At 67.8% G+C, this 19671-nt stretch carries 15 protein-coding genes; 11 read left to right on the top strand and 4 right to left on the bottom strand.

Annotation, left to right across the window (positions count from 1 at the left end):
• Window positions 1–750: an electron transfer flavoprotein subunit beta/FixA family protein gene (locus AC1DHL_RS03295; protein WP_478160611.1), complete on the bottom strand. Its 750-nt coding sequence runs from the start codon at window positions 748–750 to the stop codon at window positions 1–3.
• 13 nt (window positions 751–763) lie between these two features.
• Window positions 764–1936 carry a CaiB/BaiF CoA transferase family protein gene (locus tag AC1DHL_RS03290; protein WP_478160609.1) on the bottom strand — a complete coding sequence of 391 codons (1173 nt, stop codon included), beginning with the start codon at window positions 1934–1936 and terminating at the stop codon, window positions 764–766.
• Window positions 1937–2138: 202 nt separating this feature from the next.
• Here AC1DHL_RS03290 and AC1DHL_RS03285 point away from each other — a divergent pair, with 202 nt between their 5' ends.
• The 9 genes from AC1DHL_RS03285 (at window position 2139) to AC1DHL_RS03245 (ending at window position 13146) form a co-directional block, all read left to right on the top strand.
• Window positions 2139–4988 carry a winged helix-turn-helix domain-containing protein gene (locus AC1DHL_RS03285; protein ID WP_478160607.1) on the top strand — a complete coding sequence of 950 codons (2850 nt, stop codon included), beginning with the start codon at window positions 2139–2141 and terminating at the stop codon, window positions 4986–4988.
• Between the two features lie 81 nt (window positions 4989–5069).
• The gene (locus AC1DHL_RS03280; protein ID WP_478160605.1) at window positions 5070–5897 is read left to right on the top strand and encodes an enoyl-CoA hydratase/isomerase family protein; all 828 of its coding nucleotides are present in this window, start codon (window positions 5070–5072) and stop codon (window positions 5895–5897) included.
• 87 nt (window positions 5898–5984) lie between these two features.
• A complete protein-coding gene (locus AC1DHL_RS03275) occupies window positions 5985–7124 on the top strand; it encodes an acyl-CoA dehydrogenase family protein (RefSeq protein WP_478160603.1) in 1140 nt (379 codons plus the stop codon).
• A 30-nt stretch (window positions 7125–7154) separates the two neighbouring features.
• Window positions 7155–8345: a lipid-transfer protein gene (locus AC1DHL_RS03270; protein ID WP_478160601.1), complete on the top strand. Its 1191-nt coding sequence runs from the start codon at window positions 7155–7157 to the stop codon at window positions 8343–8345.
• Entirely contained in the window at window positions 8342–8782 is a 441-nt protein-coding gene (locus AC1DHL_RS03265) for a MaoC family dehydratase N-terminal domain-containing protein (RefSeq protein WP_478160599.1), read from the top strand. Before AC1DHL_RS03270 ends, AC1DHL_RS03265 begins: the two co-directional genes overlap by 4 nt.
• A 17-nt stretch (window positions 8783–8799) precedes the next feature.
• Window positions 8800–9240 carry a MaoC family dehydratase gene (locus AC1DHL_RS03260; RefSeq protein WP_478160597.1) on the top strand — a complete coding sequence of 147 codons (441 nt, stop codon included), beginning with the start codon at window positions 8800–8802 and terminating at the stop codon, window positions 9238–9240.
• 110 nt (window positions 9241–9350) lie between these two features.
• Window positions 9351–10175 carry an SDR family NAD(P)-dependent oxidoreductase gene (locus tag AC1DHL_RS03255; RefSeq protein WP_478160595.1) on the top strand — a complete coding sequence of 275 codons (825 nt, stop codon included), beginning with the start codon at window positions 9351–9353 and terminating at the stop codon, window positions 10173–10175.
• A gap of 80 nt (window positions 10176–10255) precedes the next feature.
• A complete protein-coding gene (locus AC1DHL_RS03250) occupies window positions 10256–12142 on the top strand; it encodes a feruloyl-CoA synthase (RefSeq protein WP_478160593.1) in 1887 nt (628 codons plus the stop codon).
• Window positions 12143–12174: 32 nt separating this feature from the next.
• Window positions 12175–13146: a Bug family tripartite tricarboxylate transporter substrate binding protein gene (locus tag AC1DHL_RS03245; RefSeq protein WP_478160591.1), complete on the top strand. Its 972-nt coding sequence runs from the start codon at window positions 12175–12177 to the stop codon at window positions 13144–13146.
• Between the two features lie 18 nt (window positions 13147–13164).
• On the opposite strand, the gene AC1DHL_RS03240 is transcribed toward AC1DHL_RS03245, so the two are convergent.
• A complete protein-coding gene (locus AC1DHL_RS03240; RefSeq protein ID WP_478160589.1) occupies window positions 13165–14736 on the bottom strand; it encodes an AMP-binding protein in 1572 nt (523 codons plus the stop codon).
• Between the two features lie 325 nt (window positions 14737–15061).
• On the opposite strand from AC1DHL_RS03240, the gene AC1DHL_RS03235 reads away from it, so the two are divergent.
• Complete coding sequence (locus AC1DHL_RS03235) at window positions 15062–15379, top strand: hypothetical protein (protein ID WP_478160587.1); 318 nt, start codon at window positions 15062–15064, stop codon at window positions 15377–15379.
• A gap of 24 nt (window positions 15380–15403) precedes the next feature.
• Window positions 15404–16750 (top strand): eCIS core domain-containing protein, encoded by a 1347-nt coding sequence (locus tag AC1DHL_RS03230; protein WP_478160585.1) that lies wholly within the window; start codon window positions 15404–15406, stop codon window positions 16748–16750.
• Window positions 16751–16774: 24 nt separating this feature from the next.
• Here the strand turns inward: AC1DHL_RS03230 and AC1DHL_RS03225 are convergent, their stop codons facing one another.
• Window positions 16775–19588, bottom strand: a complete 2814-nt coding sequence (locus AC1DHL_RS03225; protein WP_478160583.1) for a winged helix-turn-helix domain-containing protein — start codon at window positions 19586–19588, stop codon at window positions 16775–16777.
• Window positions 19589–19671: the final 83 nt, after the last annotated feature.

Raw genomic sequence — 19671 nt, 5'->3', positions numbered from 1 at the left:
TCAGATCACCTTGGCTTCGTTCTTCAGTTTGTTGATCAAGGTCGCCACGTCGGGCACCTTGATGCCGGCACCGCGCTTGGGCGGCTCGGCCACCTTCAGGGTCTTCAGGCGCGGCGCGACGTCGACGCCGAGGTCCGCGGGTGTCATCGTCGCCAGCGGCTTCTTCTTGGCCTTCATGATGTTGGGCAGGGTCACGTAGCGCGGCTCGTTCAGGCGCAGGTCGGTGGTGATCACCGCGGGCAGCTTGACCTTGACGGTCTCCAGGCCGCCGTCGACTTCGCGTGTCACGGTGGCGTAGCCGTCTGCAATCTCGACCTTCGATGCAAAGGTGGCTTGCGGCACGTCCAGCAGCGCGGCCAGCATCTGGCCGGTCTGGTTGCAGTCGTCGTCGATGGCCTGCTTGCCCAGCACGATCAGGTCGGGCTTCTCCTGATCGACCAGCGCCTTCAGCAGCTTGGCGACGGCGAGCGGCTGCAATTCCTCGGAAGTCTCGACCAGGATGCCGCGATCGGCACCGATGGCCATCGCCGTGCGCAGGGTTTCCTGGCACTTCGCGTCACCGCAAGAGACGGCGACGATTTCCGTGGCGACGCCCTTCTCTTTCAGGCGCACGGCTTCTTCGACCGCGATCTCGTCGAAGGGGTTCATGCTCATCTTCACGTTGGCGATGTCCACGCCCGTGCCGTCGGCCTTCACTTGCGCTTTCACGTTCGCGTCGAGGACGCGCTTGACTGCTACCAATACCTTCACTTTTCTTTCTCCGTCAGATTGCTGTTGGGTCGGGACGCACACCCAGGCCCTGCTGCTGCAGGCGGGCGATGGCGTCGTTGTCGAAGCCCCAGTCGCGCAAGGCCGCGCCACCGTGCTCGCCGCGTTCCGGCGCGCGCTTGGGCAGCGCCGAGGGCGTGGCGGAAAAGCGCGGCGCCGGGCCGGGCTGGATCACACCACCCACTTCGATGAAGCTGCCGCGGGCGCGGTGCTGTGCATGGCTGGGCGCTTCGCTGAAGCCAAGCACCGGTGCCACGCAGGCATCGCTGCCGTCGAACACCTCGCACCACTGGGCGCGCGTGCGGCTTGCGAACACCATCTCGAAGGCGGCGCGCATCTGCGGCCAGCCCTTGCGGTCATGCTGCGAGGAAAGGCCGGCATCCGCCAGCCCCAGCTTGGCGACCAGATCGGTGAAGAAGCGGCCTTCGACCGCGCCGACCGTCATGTATTCGCCGTCGCTGGTTCGATAGGTGTCATACCAGGGCGCACCGCCGTCGAGCCAGTTGCTGCCGCGCTGTTCCTTCCAGCTGCCCGAGGCGATCATTCCCCAGAAGACCGCACCGAGCTGGGCCGCGCCTTCGATCATGGCCGCGTCGACTACCTGGCCTGCGCCGCCGCGCTGCACGTTGAGCAGTGCCGCGAGCACGCCCATCGCCAGCAGCATGCCGCCGCCGCCGTAGTCGCCCACGAGGTTGAGGGGCACCGTCGGCTTGCCTCCCACCGGGCCGATGCCGGAAAGCACGCCCGACAGCGCGACGTAGTTCAGGTCATGGCCCGCGCGTTCCGCCATCGGGCCGGTCTGGCCCCATCCGGTCATGCGCCCGTAGACGAGTCGCGGGTTGCGGGCAAGTGCCACGTCCGGGCCGAGGCCCAGCCGCTCCATGGCGCCGGGGCGGAAGCCCTCGATGAGCACGTCGGCGCGTTCGATCAGTTCCAGCGCGGTGGCCACGGCTTCGGGCTGCTTCAGGTCGAGCGTGACCGAGCGGCGACCGCGCCCGGTGATGTCGATACGGGGGCCGCCGGTCTTGGGCGGACCCAGGTCCGAATGCGCCACGGGACGGTCGATGCGGATCACGTCGGCGCCCATGTCGGCGAGCAGCATGGTGCCGAACGGACCGGGACCGATCGCCTCGAATTCCAGGACGCGAATGCCCGACAAAACACCCATAGAAGTCTCCAGTTCGTTTCAGGAAGGCGGCGCCCGGCGCACAGGTGGCGGGGCCTGCCCATTCGATAAGACAAGTAGATCAGCCTGCGACCCCCGACACACCCACCCCTATCGGGTAGGGTGGCCCGGCAGGGGTGCACCGCTGCGTATGCTGCTGCACAATGCCCCGCTGCGCCGGCTCTTGCGCCGCCAACCGCCCCCCATGCCACCCCGCCCCGCCCCGTCCACGTCGCCGCGCGCGCAGCCAGACGCAGCGCCATCAGCCGCCTCGGGCGCCGCCATGGCGGCGCAGCGCTCAGGCGTGGGTGTCGTGGCGCGGGACCGCTTGTTGGCGCGATTGCTGGAGGCACGGCGGCTGCGCTGCATCACGGTCACGGGCCCTTCCGGCTCGGGCAAGTCGACCTTGATCGCGGCATGGCGCCAGGCACTCGTCCCGCTGGGCGCCGATGTCGCATGGTTCACGTCGACGGCCGCTGACAACGAGCCCGCCCGCTTCCTCGACGGCCTGCTGGCCAGCGTGGCCCGCGTGGACCCGGCGCTGGTGCGCGAAGCCGGCCAGTCTCGCAGCGACAGCATCGCGTCGGACCCCGACGGGATCGAGCGCCTCGCGATCTCGCTGGTGCGGGGCATTGCGGCACACCCGCGCGACCTGGTGCTGGTGCTCGACGATGTCCACCATCTGAGCCACCCCGGCATCCAGGACGCACTCCAGTGGCTGCTGGACTACGCCCCGCCCAACCTGCACCTGGTGCTGGCTTCGCGCGGCAACGTGCGGCTCTCGCTCGACCGCCTGCGCAGCCAGTCTCAGACGCTGGAACTGGACCAGCGCGACCTGCGCCTGACGCCGGCCGAAAGCGCGCAGTTCCTGAAGGCACAGCTCGGCGACGAGATCGACGCGCGCACCATCAAGACCCTCCACGACCTCAGCGACGGGTGGGTCGCGGGCCTGCGCCTCTTCACGCTCGATTGGAAGAAGAAGCAACTCGAATCCGGCCGCGCGGCCCTGGGCGAACCCTTTGCGCGCTTGCCGGCGCGCGACGCTGTCGCCTTGACGCAGTATTTCGAGCAGGAGGTGTTGTCGCTGCTCGCGCCCGCCGGACTCGACATGCTGGTGCGCGTCGCCCCGTGCAACCGCTTTTGCGCCCCGCTCTGCGCCGCATTGGTGAATGCGCCGAACGAGGTCGCCGCAGCCGCAGCGCTGCTCGCAAGGCTGGAAAGCGACAACTTCTTCGTCTTTTCTGTCGAAAACCAGTCACCGGAGACCTGGTATCGCCTGCACCCGCTGTTGCGCGAGGCGCTCCTGGCCCGTTTTGCCGCGCTGGACGAGTCGACCCGGCAGGCTGTGCACGCGCGCGCCTTTGCCTGGTTCCGGGACAAGGGCCTGTTCGAGGACGCGGTTCGCCATGCCGTGCAGGCTGGGCAGCCAGCCCAGGCCGCCGCGCTGATCGACCAATGCGCGCGATCGCTCATCGTGCGGGGCGAACGGCGCGAACTTTTCGCGCTGCTGCGCCAGGTGCCGTCGCAGCAGATCGAAGAGAGCTTCACGATGCGCCTGTGGCTGGCGCGCGCGCAGTTCTTCGAGCGGGACCTGAACGCCTGCGCAAAGACGCTCGACGGCCTTGCGCGCGACCTGCCCGCCGATGCAGCGGCGCTGCGCTTTCACGTCTCGACCCTGCGCGCCGCGTTGGCCGTGCAGCGCGACGACACCGGCGCCGCCCTGTCGATCCTGCCGCAACTGCTCGACGTGCCGACGGATGCCGAGGCGCTGGCCGTCGGTGCGCGCAACAACATCCTGTCGTGGCTCTACACGCAGCAAGGCGAATACGAGAAGGCGCGGCGCCTTCTGCTGGACGCGCCGACGCTGCTGGTCGACGGCGTTCCCCTCGTCTCGACGGCGGCGGGCAGCCTGCAAGGCCGCTGCCTCGTGGGCCTCAGCTACGCGCTCGAAGGCAAGATGACGCAGGCCGAGCGCATCTTCCGCGCCGTGGCCGCCGAGGCCGAGCAAGGCGGCAAGGCCTGCGCCGACGCCTGGTACCTCGCGCTCAGCCTGCTGACCGACGTCCTCTACGAACTCAACGACGCACGCCAGGCGCGCGCCCTGCTCGAGGACAAGGTCGGCATGCTGGAGCGGATGGCCATGCCCGACGCCGTGCTGCGCGTCTACCGGGTGCTCTCCGCGGCCAACTGGCAGGCCGGCAACCCGGTCGCGGCTTTCGCCCACCTCGAACGGCTGCAGGACTACGCCACCAGGAACAAGCTCGACCGCCTGCTCGCACATGGGCTGGGCGACGAAGTGCACTACCGGCTGCTGCTCGGCGAGCTGACAGCCGCGGAAGCCGCGCTTGCAAAGCTCAACGCCGTCGAGGCTCGCCACGCTTCGGCACCGTCGGGTGTCCCCGACGAGATCGGCGAAGTGGCGCAACGCGCCCGCATTCGCCTGGCCACGACGCTCGGCGACTACGAGTCCGCTGCCACACAACTCGCCACGCTCATCGCGCAATGCGAGGAGCGTGGCCGGCAGCGCAACGTCGCGCACCTTCTGGTCAAGAGCGCAGCCGTCGATGCGCGGCTGGGGCGCTATGGTCCGGCACGGCAGAAGCTGCTCGATGCCTTGCGGCGCGGACACCGCCTGGGATTGCAGCGCAGCCTGCTCGACGCGGACCCGTCGGCCCGCACGATGATGGGCGAACTCGCCCAGACCGAGTCGCTCGACCCGGTGCTGGCCTTCTACATCGAGCGCCTCCAAGCCATTCGCGCCCGGCCAGACATGCCGGCCAACGAAGCCGAAGCCAGTTCGGCCGCGCGCAATGCAGCGGCCGTCGAACTCGAGGACTTCAGCGACCGCGAGGTCGAGATGCTGCGCCTGCTGGCACAAGCCATGCCCAACAAGAAGATCGCGCGCGCGCTCGGCCTCTCGCCCGAAACGGTGAAGTGGTATCTCAGCCGCATCTACGGCAAGCTGCGCGTCTCCGGCCGCGACGAGGCCGTCGCGCGAGTGCGCGACCTGGGCTGGGACGTCGAAGGCCCGTCAGGCGTCGCCGCGCCGGCCTGAAGCGCGCCACCACCCGGCACGGGTGGGTCCTTTGCGGAAGGTGCGCCGGATCATGGCGCACACCGATGCAACAAGGGTCCCATGCCGAGCGAAATCATCCCGCTGCGCGAGTCGCAGCTCTCGATCGAAGAAGACGGCGTGGCCTTGTTCACGCACCAGCGCGCCGCCGCACGCAACGCGCTGTCGATGGACTTGCGCGCCGACTACAAGGACATGCTCACCCAGGTCGAGAACGATCGCCGCGTGCGCGCCCTGGTGCTCACCGGCTCCGGCGGAAGTTTCTGCGCCGGCGGTGACCTCAAGGGCCGCTTGACCAGCACCGATCCGGACTTCCGCACCGCCGATGCCCTGCGGCGCCGCGTGCAGGACGGCCATGGCTGGATCCGGCGCCTGCATTCGCTCGAAGTGCCCGTCATCGCCGCGGTGGATGGCCCGGCCGTCGGCGCGGGCTTCTCGGTTGCGCTGGCCGCGGACTTCATCCTGGCATCCACGCGCGCCGTCTTCTGCATGTCTTTCACCAAGATCGGGCTGATCCCAGACCTGGGCGCCTTTTACTTCCTGCCGCGCGCAGTCGGCTTGCCGATGGCCAAGGAACTGGCGCTCACCGCGCGCCGCGTGAGCGCCACCGAGGGCAAGCAACTGGGCTTTATCCACACCCTGCACGAACCCGATGCGCTGTTGCCCGACGCGATGCGCTTCGCCCGCCGCTTCATCGCCGGCCCGCGCGAGGCCATGGGACTGACCAAGAACCTGATGAACAAGAGCTTCGAGACACCCTACGCCACCCTGGCGGAACTGGAGTGCAACGCCCAGGGCGTGGTCTCGACGGCGCCCTATCACGACGCCGCCATCGAAGCCTTCCTGCGCGGTGAACCGGCCGTCTTCGACTGGGACCGCAACGCGGATTGATCCGCCCCCCATCCGGAGTGGGGGCCACCCGCCCCCCGAGGATTAACTTCAGAGCCTGAGAACAGAGACCCTGGTGGAGACAAATTCATGCAAGTGACCCGCAACGTCTTCCGAGACGACCATGAGATGTACCGCGAGACGGTGCGCCGCTTCATCGAGCGCGAATGCCTGCCGCGCCAGAAGGCCTGGGATGCCGCCGGCAAGGTCGATCGCGAGACTTGGCTGAAGGCCGGCCGCGAAGGCTTGCTGTGCGCATCGCTGCCGGAGGAATACGGCGGTGGCGGCGGCGACTTCGGCCACGCGGCGGTGTTCGGCGAGGAGTTCGCACGCTCGGGCGTCAGCGGTCCGGCCTTCGGCATGCACTCGGACATCATCGCCCCGTACATCCTGCGTGCCGGCACCGAAGAGCAAAAGCAGAAATGGCTGCCCGGCGCCGCATCCGGTGAAATCATCCTGGCCATCGCGATGACCGAGCCCGGCACCGGCAGCGACCTGAAGGCCGTGCGCACCACCGCTGTCCGCGAAGGCGATGAATATGTCATCAACGGCAGCAAGACCTTCATCAGCAACGGCCTGATCGCCGACCTGATCATCGTGGTCTGCAAGACCGATCCCGCGGCCGGTGCCAAGGGCATCAGCCTGATTGCGGTCGAGGCCACACGCGCAGGCTTCCGCCGCGGTCGCAAGCTCGACAAGGTGGGCCAGTACGCGCAGGACACGGCCGAACTCTTCTTCGACAACGTGCGCGTGCCGGTCGCCAATCGCCTCGGCGAAGAAGGCAAGGGCTTCAGCTACCTGATGGGTGAATTGCCGCAGGAACGCTTCACGATCGCCATCGCGGCTGCCGCACGCCTGGAGCGCTCGCTCGAGAACACGCTCGACTACGTCAAGGACCGCAGGGCCTTCGATCAGACCGTGTGGGACTTCCAGAACACCAAGTTCAAGCTCGCCGATATCAAGGCCCAGGCGGTGGCGGTGCGCACCATGATCGACTACTACATCGCCGAGCACATGCGTCGCCGCCTCACGCTCGAAGAGGCGGCCATTGCCAAGCTCTTCGCCACGGAGACGCTGGGCAAGGCACTCGACGAGATGGTGCAGTTGCACGGCGGTTACGGCTACATGCTGGAGTACCCGATTGCCCGCGATTTCGTCGACTCCCGCGTGACGCGCATCTACGGCGGCACCAGCGAAGTGATGCGCGAGCTGATAGCTCGAAAGCTCTGATTCACCACACCCCCATCCCAAGGACAACACATGACAAACAAGGTTTTCGTCGCCGGCGTCGGCATGATCCAGTTCAAGAAGCCGGGCACCAGCGAGCCCTATGACGTGATGGGCGAGCAGGCCATCCGCGCGGCGCTGGCCGATGCCGGCCTGGACTTCAGCGACGTACAGCAGGCCTATGCCGGCTACGTGTACGGGGACTCCACCTGCGGCCAGAAGGCGATGTACCGCGTCGGCATGACCGGCATCCCGGTGCTCAACGTCAACAACAACTGCGCCACCGGCTCGTCGGCGCTGTTTCTCGCACGCCAGGCGGTGCAGAGCGGCGCGGTCGACTGCGCGCTCGCCTTCGGCTTCGAGCAGATGAACCCGGGTGCGCTGAAGTCCCGCTGGGATGACCGCGCGCCAGCGCTCGAACGCGCCCAGAAGGTGGTCGATGAACTGGTCGGCCGTCCCGAGATTCCATCGGCCATCCGCCAGTTCGCCGGCGCCGGCCGCGCGCACATGCAGAAGTACGGCACCAAGCTGGAGACCTTCGCGAAGATCCGCGCCAAGGCCAGCCGCCACGCCGCGAACAACCCGCTCGCCGTGTTCCGCAACGTCGTGTCGACCGAGGACGTGATGGCTTCGCCCATGCTGTGGGACGGCGTGATCACCCGCCTCATGGCCTGCCCGCCGACCTGCGGTGGCGCCGCGGCGATCGTGGTCTCCGAGGAATTCGCGCGCAAGCGCGGCCTGCGTATGGACGTCGTCATCGCCGGCCAGTCGCTCACGACCGACCTGCCCAGTACCTACGACGCCAAGGACATGATCCGCGTCGTCGGCTTCGACATGACCCGCCTGGCAGTGCAACAAGCCTATGCCCAAGCCGGCGTGGGCCCCGAAGACATCGACGTGATCGAACTGCACGACTGCTTCGCGCAGAACGAACTGCTGACCTACGAAGGCCTGGGCCTGTGCGGCGAAGGCGAAGCCGAGAAGCTGGTCAACGATGGCGACAACACCTACGGCGGCCGCTGGGTCACCAACCCGTCGGGCGGCCTGCTCTCCAAGGGCCACCCGCTCGGCGCCACGGGCCTCGCCCAGTGCTACGAGCTCACGCACCAGTTGCGCGGCACAGCAGACCAGCGGCAGGTCGACAACGCGAAGGTCGCGCTGCAACACAACCTGGGCCTCGGTGGCGCAGGCGTCGTGACGATCTACAAGAAGGTGTCCGCATGATCGACAAGAAGCACATCGGCATGAAGCTGCCGGTCTACAAGGCGACGGCCGAAGCGGGCCAACTGCGCTTCTTCGCCAAGGCCATCGGCGAGACGAATCCGATCTACATCGACGAGTCCGCCGCTCGCGACGCGGGCCACCCCGGCCTGCCGCTGCCGCCGACCTTCCTGTTCTCGCTGGAGTTCCAGATCCCGTCGAACGCATGGCGCGACGAACTGGGGATCATCACCTCGCGCATCCTGCACGGCGAGGAGACCTTCAATTACCACCGCATGGCTTACGCGGGCGACACGCTGCAGTTCGAGACGCACATTGCCGACATCTACGACAAGAAGGGCGGCGCCCTGAGCTTCGTGGTGCGCGAGTCGCGCGTCACCAACCAGCGCGGCGAACACGTGGCCGACTTGCGCAGCGTGCTGGTCCACAAGAACGCATGAAGGCAGGAGCACACACCATGAGCCAACCCACATTCGCGGCCGTCAACGTCGGCGACACCTTGCCGGTGCTGGAACTCCCGGCGATCAATCGCACCACGCTGGCCCTGTTCGCCGGCGCATCGGGCGACCACAACCAGATCCACATCGACACCGACTACGCCCGCAAGGCCGGCATGGTCGACGTGTTCGCGCACGGCATGTTGTCGATGGCCTATCTCGGCCGCCTGCTCACGCAGTGGGTCGACCAGCGCCAGTTGCGCGGCTTCGGCGTGCGCTTCACCGGCATCACGCACCTGGGCCACAGGATCACCTGCAGCGGCAAGGTGGTCGAGAAATTCGAAGCTGACGGCGAACAGCGCGTGAAGCTCGAAATCGAAACCCGCAATCAATACGGCGAAACCAAGATCGTTGGTGACGCGGTCATCGCACTCACCCCCAGGTTGGCTCACTTCGTGTAGCCGCCCACCCCCTCGCCGGGGGCAACACCAGCGGCCCGGCGAAGCCGGTTCCGCGGTGTTCCCCGCACAGAGCCGAATCCATCTTCAATCAATCAACTTAGGAACAAGACATGGGAACACTCGACGGCAAGGTGGCACTGGTCACCGGTTCGGGCCGCGGCATCGGCCAGGCCATCGCGATGAAGCTGGCCAGCCAGGGCGCACGCATCGTCATCAACGACCTCGACGCCGATCCGGCGCATGAGACGGTCGAGCTGCTGAAGAAGAGCGGCGCCGAGGCCGTGGCCTGTCCGGGCAACGTCAGCGCACCGGACTTCGCCGAGCGCTTCGTCAAGACGGCGATCGACAACTACAAGGGCATCGACATCATCGTGAACAACGCCGGCTTCACGTGGGACGACGTGATCCAGCGCATGACGGACGAGCAGTGGTACGGCATCCTGGACTGCCACCTGACCGCACCCTTCCGCATCCTGCGTGCTGCCTATCCGGTCATCAAGGCGCAAGCCCTGGCCGATCAGGAAAAGGGCATCGAGAACTTCCGCAAGATCGTCAACGTCTCGTCGACATCGGCGCTCAACGGCAACGCCGGCCAGATGAACTATTCGTCCGCCAAGGCCGGCGTGATCGGCATGACGCGCGCACTGAGCCGCGAATGGGGCCGCTTCAAGGTCAACGTCAACGCCGTGGCCTTCGGCCTCATCCACACCCGCATGACGAGCGCCGACGCCAAGGCCGGCGCCACGATCAACATCGAAGGCAAGGACATCCGCGTGGGCCTGAACCCCGAGCTGCTCAAGTCGCACGCGCTGCGCAATCCGCTGGGCCGTGGCGGCACGCCGGAAGAGGCAGCTGGCGCGGTGTACCTGTTCTGCCTGCCCGAGTCGAACTACATCACCGGCCAGGTCGTGGCCGTGGCCGGCTCGCCGCAGTAACTGCGCGCTGCGTGGGGGCGTCGGCGGGCATCGCGCCTGCTGACGCAAGTCGATCTAAAAGAATTCTGGAGACAAGCCGCATGACCACCCTCGCCACCGAAGCCATCGCGCCACCCCCGGCACGCTACCGGCCGGTGCCCTACGAGATCCGCAAGGCCATCTGCGAACAGCGTGCGGACGGTACGCTGATCCTGCGTTCGCCGATCGTTCCCAAGAGCACGGGCCGCACCGGCTTTGCCGGCTTCATCCCCCAGTGGGCCGAACGGCGGGGCCACGCGCCGGCTTTCAACGAGCGCGACGCGCAAGGCGCATGGAAGCGCATCACCTGGGCGCAGATGTGGCAGCAGGTGCAGGCCGTGGGCGCCGCGTTGCTCGAACTTGGCCTCGGCCAGGGCCGCCCGCTCGTCATCCTGTCGCCCAACTCGCTCGAACAACTCGTGCTGCACATGGCAGCCGAATACGTGGGCGTTCCGATTGCGCCGGTGTCGCCGGCCTATTCGCTGCTGAGCCGCGACTTCGCGCGGCTCAAGGGCGTTTGCGAACTGGTGCCGCCTGCGGCCCTGTTCGTGCAGGACGCGGCCACCTTCGAACGCGCGATCACGGCATTGGGTTGCCCCAACGCGCCAGTCATTGCGGTGCATGGCGCCACGGCGGGCCAGCACGCGTGGGCATCGCTGTCTTCCATCGAACTCACGGAACAACGACGCGACAAGGTCGCTGCGGCGCACGCGACGATCCGGTCGGAGGACGTCGCCAAGATCCTCTTCACTTCCGGCTCGACCGGCGTGCCCAAGGGCGTGCCGATCAGCTACAGCAACCTGCAAGCCTGCGCGGCCAACCTCTCCAACATGTTCGCGAGCCTGGGCGAGCAGGAAGAGCCGCCGATCTTTCTCGATTGGCTGCCCTGGCACCACGCACTGGGCGGCGTGCTCAACATCGGCCGCTCGGTGCTGCTCGGCGCCACACACTACATCGACGACGGCAAGCCGCTGCCGGGGATGTTCGAGCGCACCGTCCGCAACCTACGCGAGGTGTCGCCGACGCTACTGACGAGCGTGCCGGCCGCATGGGCCATGCTCGCCGCCGAGCTGGAGCGCGACCCGCAACTCGCGCGCAGCGTGTTCGCACGCGTCATCAACTTCGGCTATGGCGGCGCGAGCCTGCCCAAGGACGTCAACGAACGCATCCAGCGCGTGGCCGAGCGCACGGTGGGCGAGCGCATCGTGTTCGGCACCGGCCTGGCATCGACCGAGACCACCGGCGTCGGCACCTACAGAACTTGGGTCAGCGACGACCTCGCCAACATCGGCGCACCCGCGCCCGGCACCGAGCTCAAGCTGGTGCCGCTGGACGGCGACCGCTACGAGATCCGCGTGCGCGGCGCCCACAACTTCACCGGCTACGTCGCGCGGCCCGACCTCACGGCGGCGGCGTTCGACGAAGAGGGCTTCTTCAAGCTGGGCGACGCCGTGCGCCTCGTCGACATGACGGACCCTGCGAAGGGCATGCGCTTCGACGGCCGCGTGGCGGAGGACTTCAAGCTCGTCAACGGTACCTGGGTGCGCACGGGCTCGATCCGGCTCGGGCTGATCGAACGCTGCGCGCCACTGATCACCGATGCCGTGATCTGCGGACATGACCAGAACTACATCGCGGCGCTGGCGTGGCCCAACGTGGCCGCCTGCCAGAAGCTCGTGCCCGAGCTTGCAGGTCTGGGCGCTGCCGAAATGGTGTCCCACCCGGCCCTTGTCGACGCCCTGAGCGAACGCCTGCGCAAGGACGCGGGCAGCGCCAGCCTGCGCGTCGAGCGGCTGATGCTGATGGCGGAGCCGCCCTCGATGGACGCCAACGAGATCGCCGACAAGGGGTACGTCAACCAGGCCACGACGCGCTCGCGCCGGGCTCATCTGGTCGACGAACTGTTCCAGCCGAAGCCCGGCGCCCATGTGGCGCGCGCATGCGCGTAGGCCAAAGCAAGTCAACAAAACCGGAGACAAAAATGCGCACCGTGAAAGCTCTCATCGGCATCGCCGCCATCGCCTGCAGCGCCCTTGCCTTCTCGCAGGACTACCCGACAAAGGCCATCACCCTCGTCGTGCCCGCGCCTCCAGGCGGCGCGACCGACGTGCTGGCCCGCGTATTGGCCGAGGAAATGGGTAGGAACCTGAAGCAACCCGTCATCGTGGACAACAAGCCGGGCGCCTCCGGCATGCTCGGCGGCTCGATCGTGGCACGCGCCCAACCCGACGGCTACACGCTCTTCCTGTCGCACGCCACGCCGATCTACTACGCGCAGTACATGTTCGCGAAGGTGCCCTACGACGTGAAGCGTGACTTCGCCCTCATTACCGAGATCTGCTCGGCCAGTCTGGTGCTCGCAGTCGGCAAGGAAGTGCCCGCGCGCAACATGAAGGAGTTCGTCGCCTGGGCGCAGTCGCAAAAGGGCAAGGTGAACTACGGGTCCTTCGGCGTCGGCTCGTCGAGCCACCTGCTGATGGCCTACCTCGGCGAGTCCCGCCACCTCGACATGACCCACGTCGCCTACAAGGGTGAGGCGCCGATGATCCAGGACATGATCGGCGGCCAGATCCCCGTGGGCATCGGCACGCTGGGCTCCATGGCGCCGCACATCGCCAGCGGCAGCCTGCGCCCCCTTGCCATCATCGGCGACAACCGCCTGTCGGAAATGCCGAAGGTGCCGACGATGTCGGAAGCCGGCTTCCCGGACGAGGCGTTCAGGCCACTTGGCGGTGTAATGCTGACCGCGCCTGCAAAGACCCCGGCGCCGGTCCTCGCAAGGCTCGAGAAAGAGGCGCGTGCCGCGGTGCAGTCGACGGCGATGAAGGCGCGATTCCAGACCTACGGGCTTGTCGCCATGGGCAACAGTTCCGCCGAATTCCGCAAGAACCTCGAAGCGAGCGGCCCCATCATCCAGAAGCTGGTGCAGGTGTCCGGGGCCAAGGTGGATTAGGGCCCGCGTTGACAGGCCCTAACTGACCTGCCTCTCCCGCCCGGCCCAGTACCGGGCGCGAAGAGTCTTCTTGTCGACCTTGTCCAACGCAGTGAGCGGCAAGGCTTCGACGAACTCCACGGCCTTCGGCGCCTGCACCACGCCTTTGCGCTCGGTGACGAAAGCAATCAGGTCATCGACCTCTACGCGCGCACCGTCTTTCTTCACCACCACGGCCATCACCGCCTCGCCCCACTTCTCGTGCGGCACGCCGATCACGGCCGACAGCGCCACGGCCGGGTGCTGGGCGAGGCAGTTCTCCACCTCGCTCGAATACACGTTGAAGCCGCCCGTGATGATCATGTCCTTGGCACGGTCGACCAGGTACAGGTAGCCATCGGCGTCACGGCGCGCCATGTCGCCGGTATGCAGCCAATCGCCGGCGAAAGCCTTGGCGGTTTCCTCGGGGCGGTTGAGGTAGCCCGACATCACCAGCGGACCCCGCACGCACAGTTCGCCGATCTCTCCGACGGGCACCTCGCGCTGGTCGGCATCGAGCAGGCGCACCTGATTACCCGGCAGGCTTCGGCCGCAACTGCCCATGAGATGCGGGCGTTCAAGATCGTGCTCGTCACGACGCAGGTAGCTGATGGTCATGGGCGCCTCGGCCTGGCCGTACACCTGCCCGAACACCGGGCCGATACGCCTCAGCGCCTGCCGCAGCCGTGCCGGTGCCATCGGTGCGGCACCGTAGAGCACCAGGCGCAGGCTCGTGAAGTCGTGCAGATCCAGTTCGGGCGAATCGAGCAGCCCGTAGATCTGCGTGGGCACCAGGAAGGTCGTCGTGATGCGCTCGGCCGCGACCATCTGCAGGAAGCCACCGGGCGTGAAGCGGTCGAGCAGGTGCACGGTGCCGCCCTGCAGGAAGGTCGTGAGGATCATCGCGCCCGCGGCGTGCGAGACCGGCGTGGCCGCCAGGAAGCGCACCTCCTCGGGCCACTCCCATGAAGCGAGTTGCTGCAGGGCCGACGTCACCACCGTGCGCTGGTGATGCATGATGCCCTTCGACTTGCCGGTGGTGCCGCCGCTGTAGGCGATCTTGAGAATGTCGTCCGGCCGCACGTCCAGTTCGATGTCGCTGCCGTCGAGTCCGGAGGACGCGGCCAGCAGGTCGGTGCCGAAACCGGCCGGCCCCAACGTGAGCACGTGCGGCACGATCTCGCGCTGCGCCAGCGCCAGACCGCGATCGGCATGCCGCGGCACATCGACCACCAGCGCCTTCACGTTCGCATCGACCAGGATGAAGGCCTGGTCTTCTTGCGAGCCCATGGGATGCAGCGGCGTGTAGGTCAGGCCCATCAGATGCGCCGCGATGATGGTCGCCACCGACTCGGGCCGGTTGGTCGCGAGCACCGCGATGCCGTCTTGCCGCTGCAGGCCCATCGCCTGGAACCAACGCACCATGCGGTGGCAGGCCTGTTCGAGTTCCCGATAGCTCATGCGCACGCCGCCGCCGACCAGGGCCTCGCGCGTCGCGAAGCCCTTGAACGCGGAGCGGTACAGCTCGGCGAAAGTCGAGCCCTGGTTGAGGGGATTGTGGTACGTCGGCATGGCGTGGATTCCAGGGCTTGACGTCCGGACGGTCCCGCCACGCGCCTTGCGTGCGCCATTTCACCAAGCCGAGCGGGAGACTTCCGAACGATGAGAAGTGCGTTGGAGTAGATAGCCGGCGGGTCGCGATGTGACCACCCTGGTCGGGGGGTGCACAGCCCCCTGCAGCCAGCCACCCAGCAGTCTGAACGCTTGGGGTACGCACATCAGCCTCATCGAGGATGATGAGACTATCTCCATTTGTGGATTGCAGCCGGCGTCGCAGCGCGTAGTCTCCAAAAAAAGAACCAGTCGCTATGATGAAGCGCTCCGCGCCGCCCACGCCATGACCGACGACCACGCTCTGTTGCGTGCCCTGCACCTTGCGCTGCAGGCCGGAGACGACGCGGACGCTGCCTTGACGCGCGTGGGCTGGCCACCCTGGTTGGACAGCCGCCGGCCCGGGCATGCCCTCATCCTGGCCGGCGCCGACCTGGTGCCCGACCCCGAGGCGCCGGACGAGTTTGTCGCACCCCACGACGCTACCGTCGTGATGTATTGGGGCCTGAAACCGCACAAAGGGGCCACGCGCGTGGCCGGGCTGGTGTGGCCCGTCGCCGGCCAGGCCGCGCGGCTGTTGCGCGCGATCGTGTTGCCGCCCTGAGGGGCAAGACCAGGAGAGCGTTCCATGGAACAGATGTATGCACGCCTCAGGAAGCCCGCCTGCAGTTGCGGCGGCACTTGCGCACGCTGCGAGAGCGCCAGGCCGCACGCGCAGCATGCCTCGCATGCCGACCACGCCGGCCATGCCTCCAGCCTTTCCGCCGCGGCACCGGTGCTGGACAGGGCGGGCGAGCCGCTGCACCCGGCAGTGCGCGCGCAGATGGAGCCGCGCTTCGGCGCCGACTTCAGCGGCGTGCGGATCCACAGCGGCGCCGAGGCCGAGGCTTCGGCCCGCGCGGTGCAGGCGCGCGCGTTCACCGTGGGCCAGCACATCGTGTTCGGTGCTGGCGAATACGCGCCCCACACACCCGGCGGCCAACGCACCCTGGCGCATGAACTCACCCACACTTTGCAGCAGCGCCACGCCACCTCGGTGCAGCGCCTGACCATCGGGCCGTCCGACGACGCGCATGAACGCGAGGCCGACCACATCGCCTCCGCCGTGCTTTCTCCTGCCAGCGCGATGACCCAGCCCCGGCCCACGCCCTTGTCCGTTCAGCGCATGCAGCGGCTGACCGACTCGCAATTCGAGCACTCGGCCGGCGTCGACACCGGTATCAGCAACGGCACCATGACCACCGTGGGCGGCGTGCACGGCACCACCGCCAACGCCAGCAACTGCTTCGGTGCCGCGGACTGCAAACTGCACTTCGAGTTCGCCAAGGCCTACAAGGGCACCTATCCCTATGCCGCGGCGAATGGGCGCGTGGTGCGCGGCATCTACGCGAAGATCGTGGCCCGGCCCGACGAAAGCTGCTGGGCCTGCAGCCGCCTGGAACTGGTGCAGACGCTGCGTAACACCACTGTCGGTGCCCGCGGCAGCCTGACGACGGCCGATCCGGGCACCGACGTGCGCCGTCAGCGTTCGGGCTGGGGCAATGCTTCGGCGCCCTCGCGCGGCTGGCGTGTGGACCGCATCGAGTCCGCGACCAATCCTTTCTTCACCCAGGGCAGCAATGGGCAGAGCGGCGACTATCGCAACCCCGCCATCCTGTGGGACGCGCCCGGGGATTGGGACACCGACCGCAGCATGGGCAAGGACTTCCAGACCTGCCTGATCTGCACCAGCGGTTCCAGCCGTTATGCGCTCGGCTGCGTGACCTGGGGCTACACGATCAACGCCGCGGGCGCGGTGACCTTCTCCCCGACGCCCGCTGCGAGCTGCGGCAGCACCACGGAACTGCGCGACGCCGCGAAGCGCTGGGACGCGATACCTGGCAATCAGGGCATCCGTCTGAACAGCAGCTCCCCGCCCCGCCCGGCCGGAGAGACCCCGCGGCCGCTCCGCCCGGGTGACCCCCGGTCGGCCTGAGGGCTCAGCCCTCGAGCTGCTCAGTTAGTCAGTCCCATCAAACGCCCGCATCCATGCGACCGCTTCGTCGCGGCCGGCAACGCCCAGCTTGCCGTAGATATTCTTCAGATGCCATTTCACGGTGTCGATGGACAAGCCCAGCGCCAGCGCAATCTTCTTGTTGGGCATCGCCTGAACCAGCAAGTGCAAGACGTCACGCTCGCGTTCGCTGAGAGGCTCGACAGGACGTGTTGCCGCATGGGTCGACGTGCCGGTCGAGGTCGTCGATTCGGCCGACGCAGCCATCCGCCCCGCGCTCGCCAATCGCTCGGCGTAGAACGCCAGCACCGGATCCAGCGAGGCGTCCCGGGCCACGTCCGCCACCAGTTCCATCACCACCGGATCCGCGTCGAGGAGACTCCGCACCAAGCCCAGCCGATGCCCGCGCCGCAGCGCCGTCAGCGTGCACTCCCTTGCCGCGTCCATGCGCCCGCGCCGCCGCTCGATGACCGCCTGCATCAACTTCAACTGCGCCACCAGCCGCTGCCGTCCATGCATCTCGATGCTTGCAATCAGCGGCTCGATGCGACGTGCCGCGTCGTCGGCATCCCCGCGCGCCATCGACCACCGGATGCGCGCGCGTTCGGCGATCACGCCAATCTCCATCAGCGCGCTGTGGTCCGCATCGCCATGGCGCGCATCGATCTCGTTCAAGCGCAGCATCGAAGCCTCGGCCGCGACCGCGTCGCCCATCTCCATGCGGTAGTGGGCCTGCAGAGACAGGCTGTAGACCAGCAATCGGTCGAGGCCCAGCGCAGCGCTGTAGTCCTCCAGCCGCTCCAGGTAGGCCATGCCTTCCAGCCTTCGCCCGGCCACCCAGTGCGCGGCCGCAAGCGTGCGGTGCACGCGCAGCACCGAGTCGGGGATCGACACGCGTTCGAGCGCATCCACGCGGTCTTCCAGCAGTCGCAGTGCTTCGTCGGTCTCGTCATGCTCATAGAGCACTTCACCGAGCAGCGCGGTCGCGAGGTAGGCCGAGTCGACGCAGGCGCTGCCGCCCTCGTTGGATTCGCGCAGCACGTCGCGGTAGATGCGCTCGGCCTGCGTCATGCGGCCTTCCATGGCGTAGCTCAGGCCGACCAGGGCGCGGCCCTGCAGGGTGCCCGATGGCGTGCCGCGCAGGGGCACACCGTTGATCAGGCGGATGGAGTTGTCCAATTGGATGCGGCGCGCGCGCTCGTAGTCGCCGCGGTGCATGTAGAGCCAGGTCAGGATGTTGTCGCGCCCGCCGATGGTCATGGCATCGGCGCCCTCGGGCACGGCCAGCAGGCGCGGCAGCAGGGCCATGCCGGCGTCGGTGTCGTCGCGCTGCACGGCGAGCGTGGCTTCCATCAAGGTGAGCGCGTAGTGGCTCATGGCGTCGTCGGGCGGAATGTCCTTGCGCAGCCGATCGATCTGCGCTGAAAACGCGTCGAACTCCCGCGCAAACAGCTCCACCCGGATCATCCACAGCCGCAGGCCCACGCGCGCCTGCACCTGCGCCAGCGGCAACTGCCGCACCAGCCCGATGAGCTTGCGCAGTTCGCCGCGCACGGCCAGGTCGCGGGCGGATTTTTCGACCAGCGCGGCGGCGGCGGCGCCCTCGCCCGCCGCCACGCCCTGCCGCACGGCTTCGTCGATGAGGCCGTGGTCGCGGAACCATTGCCAGGCGATGCGGTGCACCTGCAGGCGCTCGGCCTCGCTGCGCTGGCCGAGGCGCTCGCGCAGGGTTTCGCGCAGCAGCGGGTGCAGGCGGTACCAGGTCTCGCGCTCGGTGCTCTCCACGGGCACGATGAAGAGGTTTTCGGCTTCCAGTCGCGCGAGCAAGGGCGCCATGCCCACATCGCTTTCAGGGCGGCCCAGCAGCACGGCGCACAGCGGCGCGCAGAAGCGGCTGCAGGCCGACACGCTGATGAGCAGATCCAGTTCCTGCGGCGACAGCCGCGACAGCACTTCTTTCTCGAAGTAGGCGGCGAAAGCCTGCGGATCCTGCACGTGTGTGCGCACGAAGTCCCCGGGCGCCTTGGCATCGCCGCGGGCCGTGGCCAGCTCCTGCCGGCGCTTCTTCCAGTTGATGGCCAACAATTGCAGGCCGGCGGCCCAGCCGTCGGAAAGCTCGTGCAACTGCATCGCGTCGCGGTGGTCGATGGTGCCGAGCTGGCTTTGCAAGAAGCGCTCCGATTCCGCCGCGGAAAAGCGCAGGTCGCGCACGTCCAGTTCGAGCAGTTGGCCTTCGGCGCGAAGCCGATCGAGCGACAGCGGAACCGCCCCGCGCGAGGCCATCATCAGGTGCAGGTTGGCGGGTGCGTAGTCCAGCAGCCATTGCAGCGCCTCGTGGATGCGCGGGTCGGTCAGGTGGTGCAGGTCGTCGAGCACCAGCACCAGGTCGCGAGGATGGCCGGCGATGGAGCGCACCAGCGCGATCAGCGTGCGCTCGACGGCCTCGCTGTCGACGCCGCGGCCGGCGAAATCGGCCGCCGCCTGCGTCACGGCGGGCGCCGCATGGGCCAGGCTGGCCAGCAGGTAGTCGAGCAGGCGGGTGAGTTCGTTGTCTTCCGCCGTCAAGGTGAGCCAGCCCACGTCGAAGCCCAGCGGCAGCAGCGCCTGGCGCCAGGCGACCAGGGTGGTGGTCTTGCCGCAGCCGGCCGGGCCCTGCAGCACCAGGCAGCGACGGCGTCGCGCCTCCATCAGCCGGGCCAGCAATGCTTCGCGCGCCACGACGCGGCCGGCGCTGCGCGGCGGAACCATCTTGGTGGTGACGAGCGCCTTCAGCGCGGAGACGTCGGGAGGTCGGGCAGGGCTGGGCGTCTTGTCGGGCATGGGTGGGGCATTGTGGCGCGCCCGCCACCCGATCGGGGTAGTGAGGTTACGGGGGGTGGCTCCCAGAATCACCCGCAAGACAA

Source organism: Variovorax sp. 10L426, from assembly GCF_056395305.1.
The sequence above is the reverse complement of the archived record's forward strand: the minus strand, read 5'-3'. Positions and strand labels throughout refer to the sequence as shown.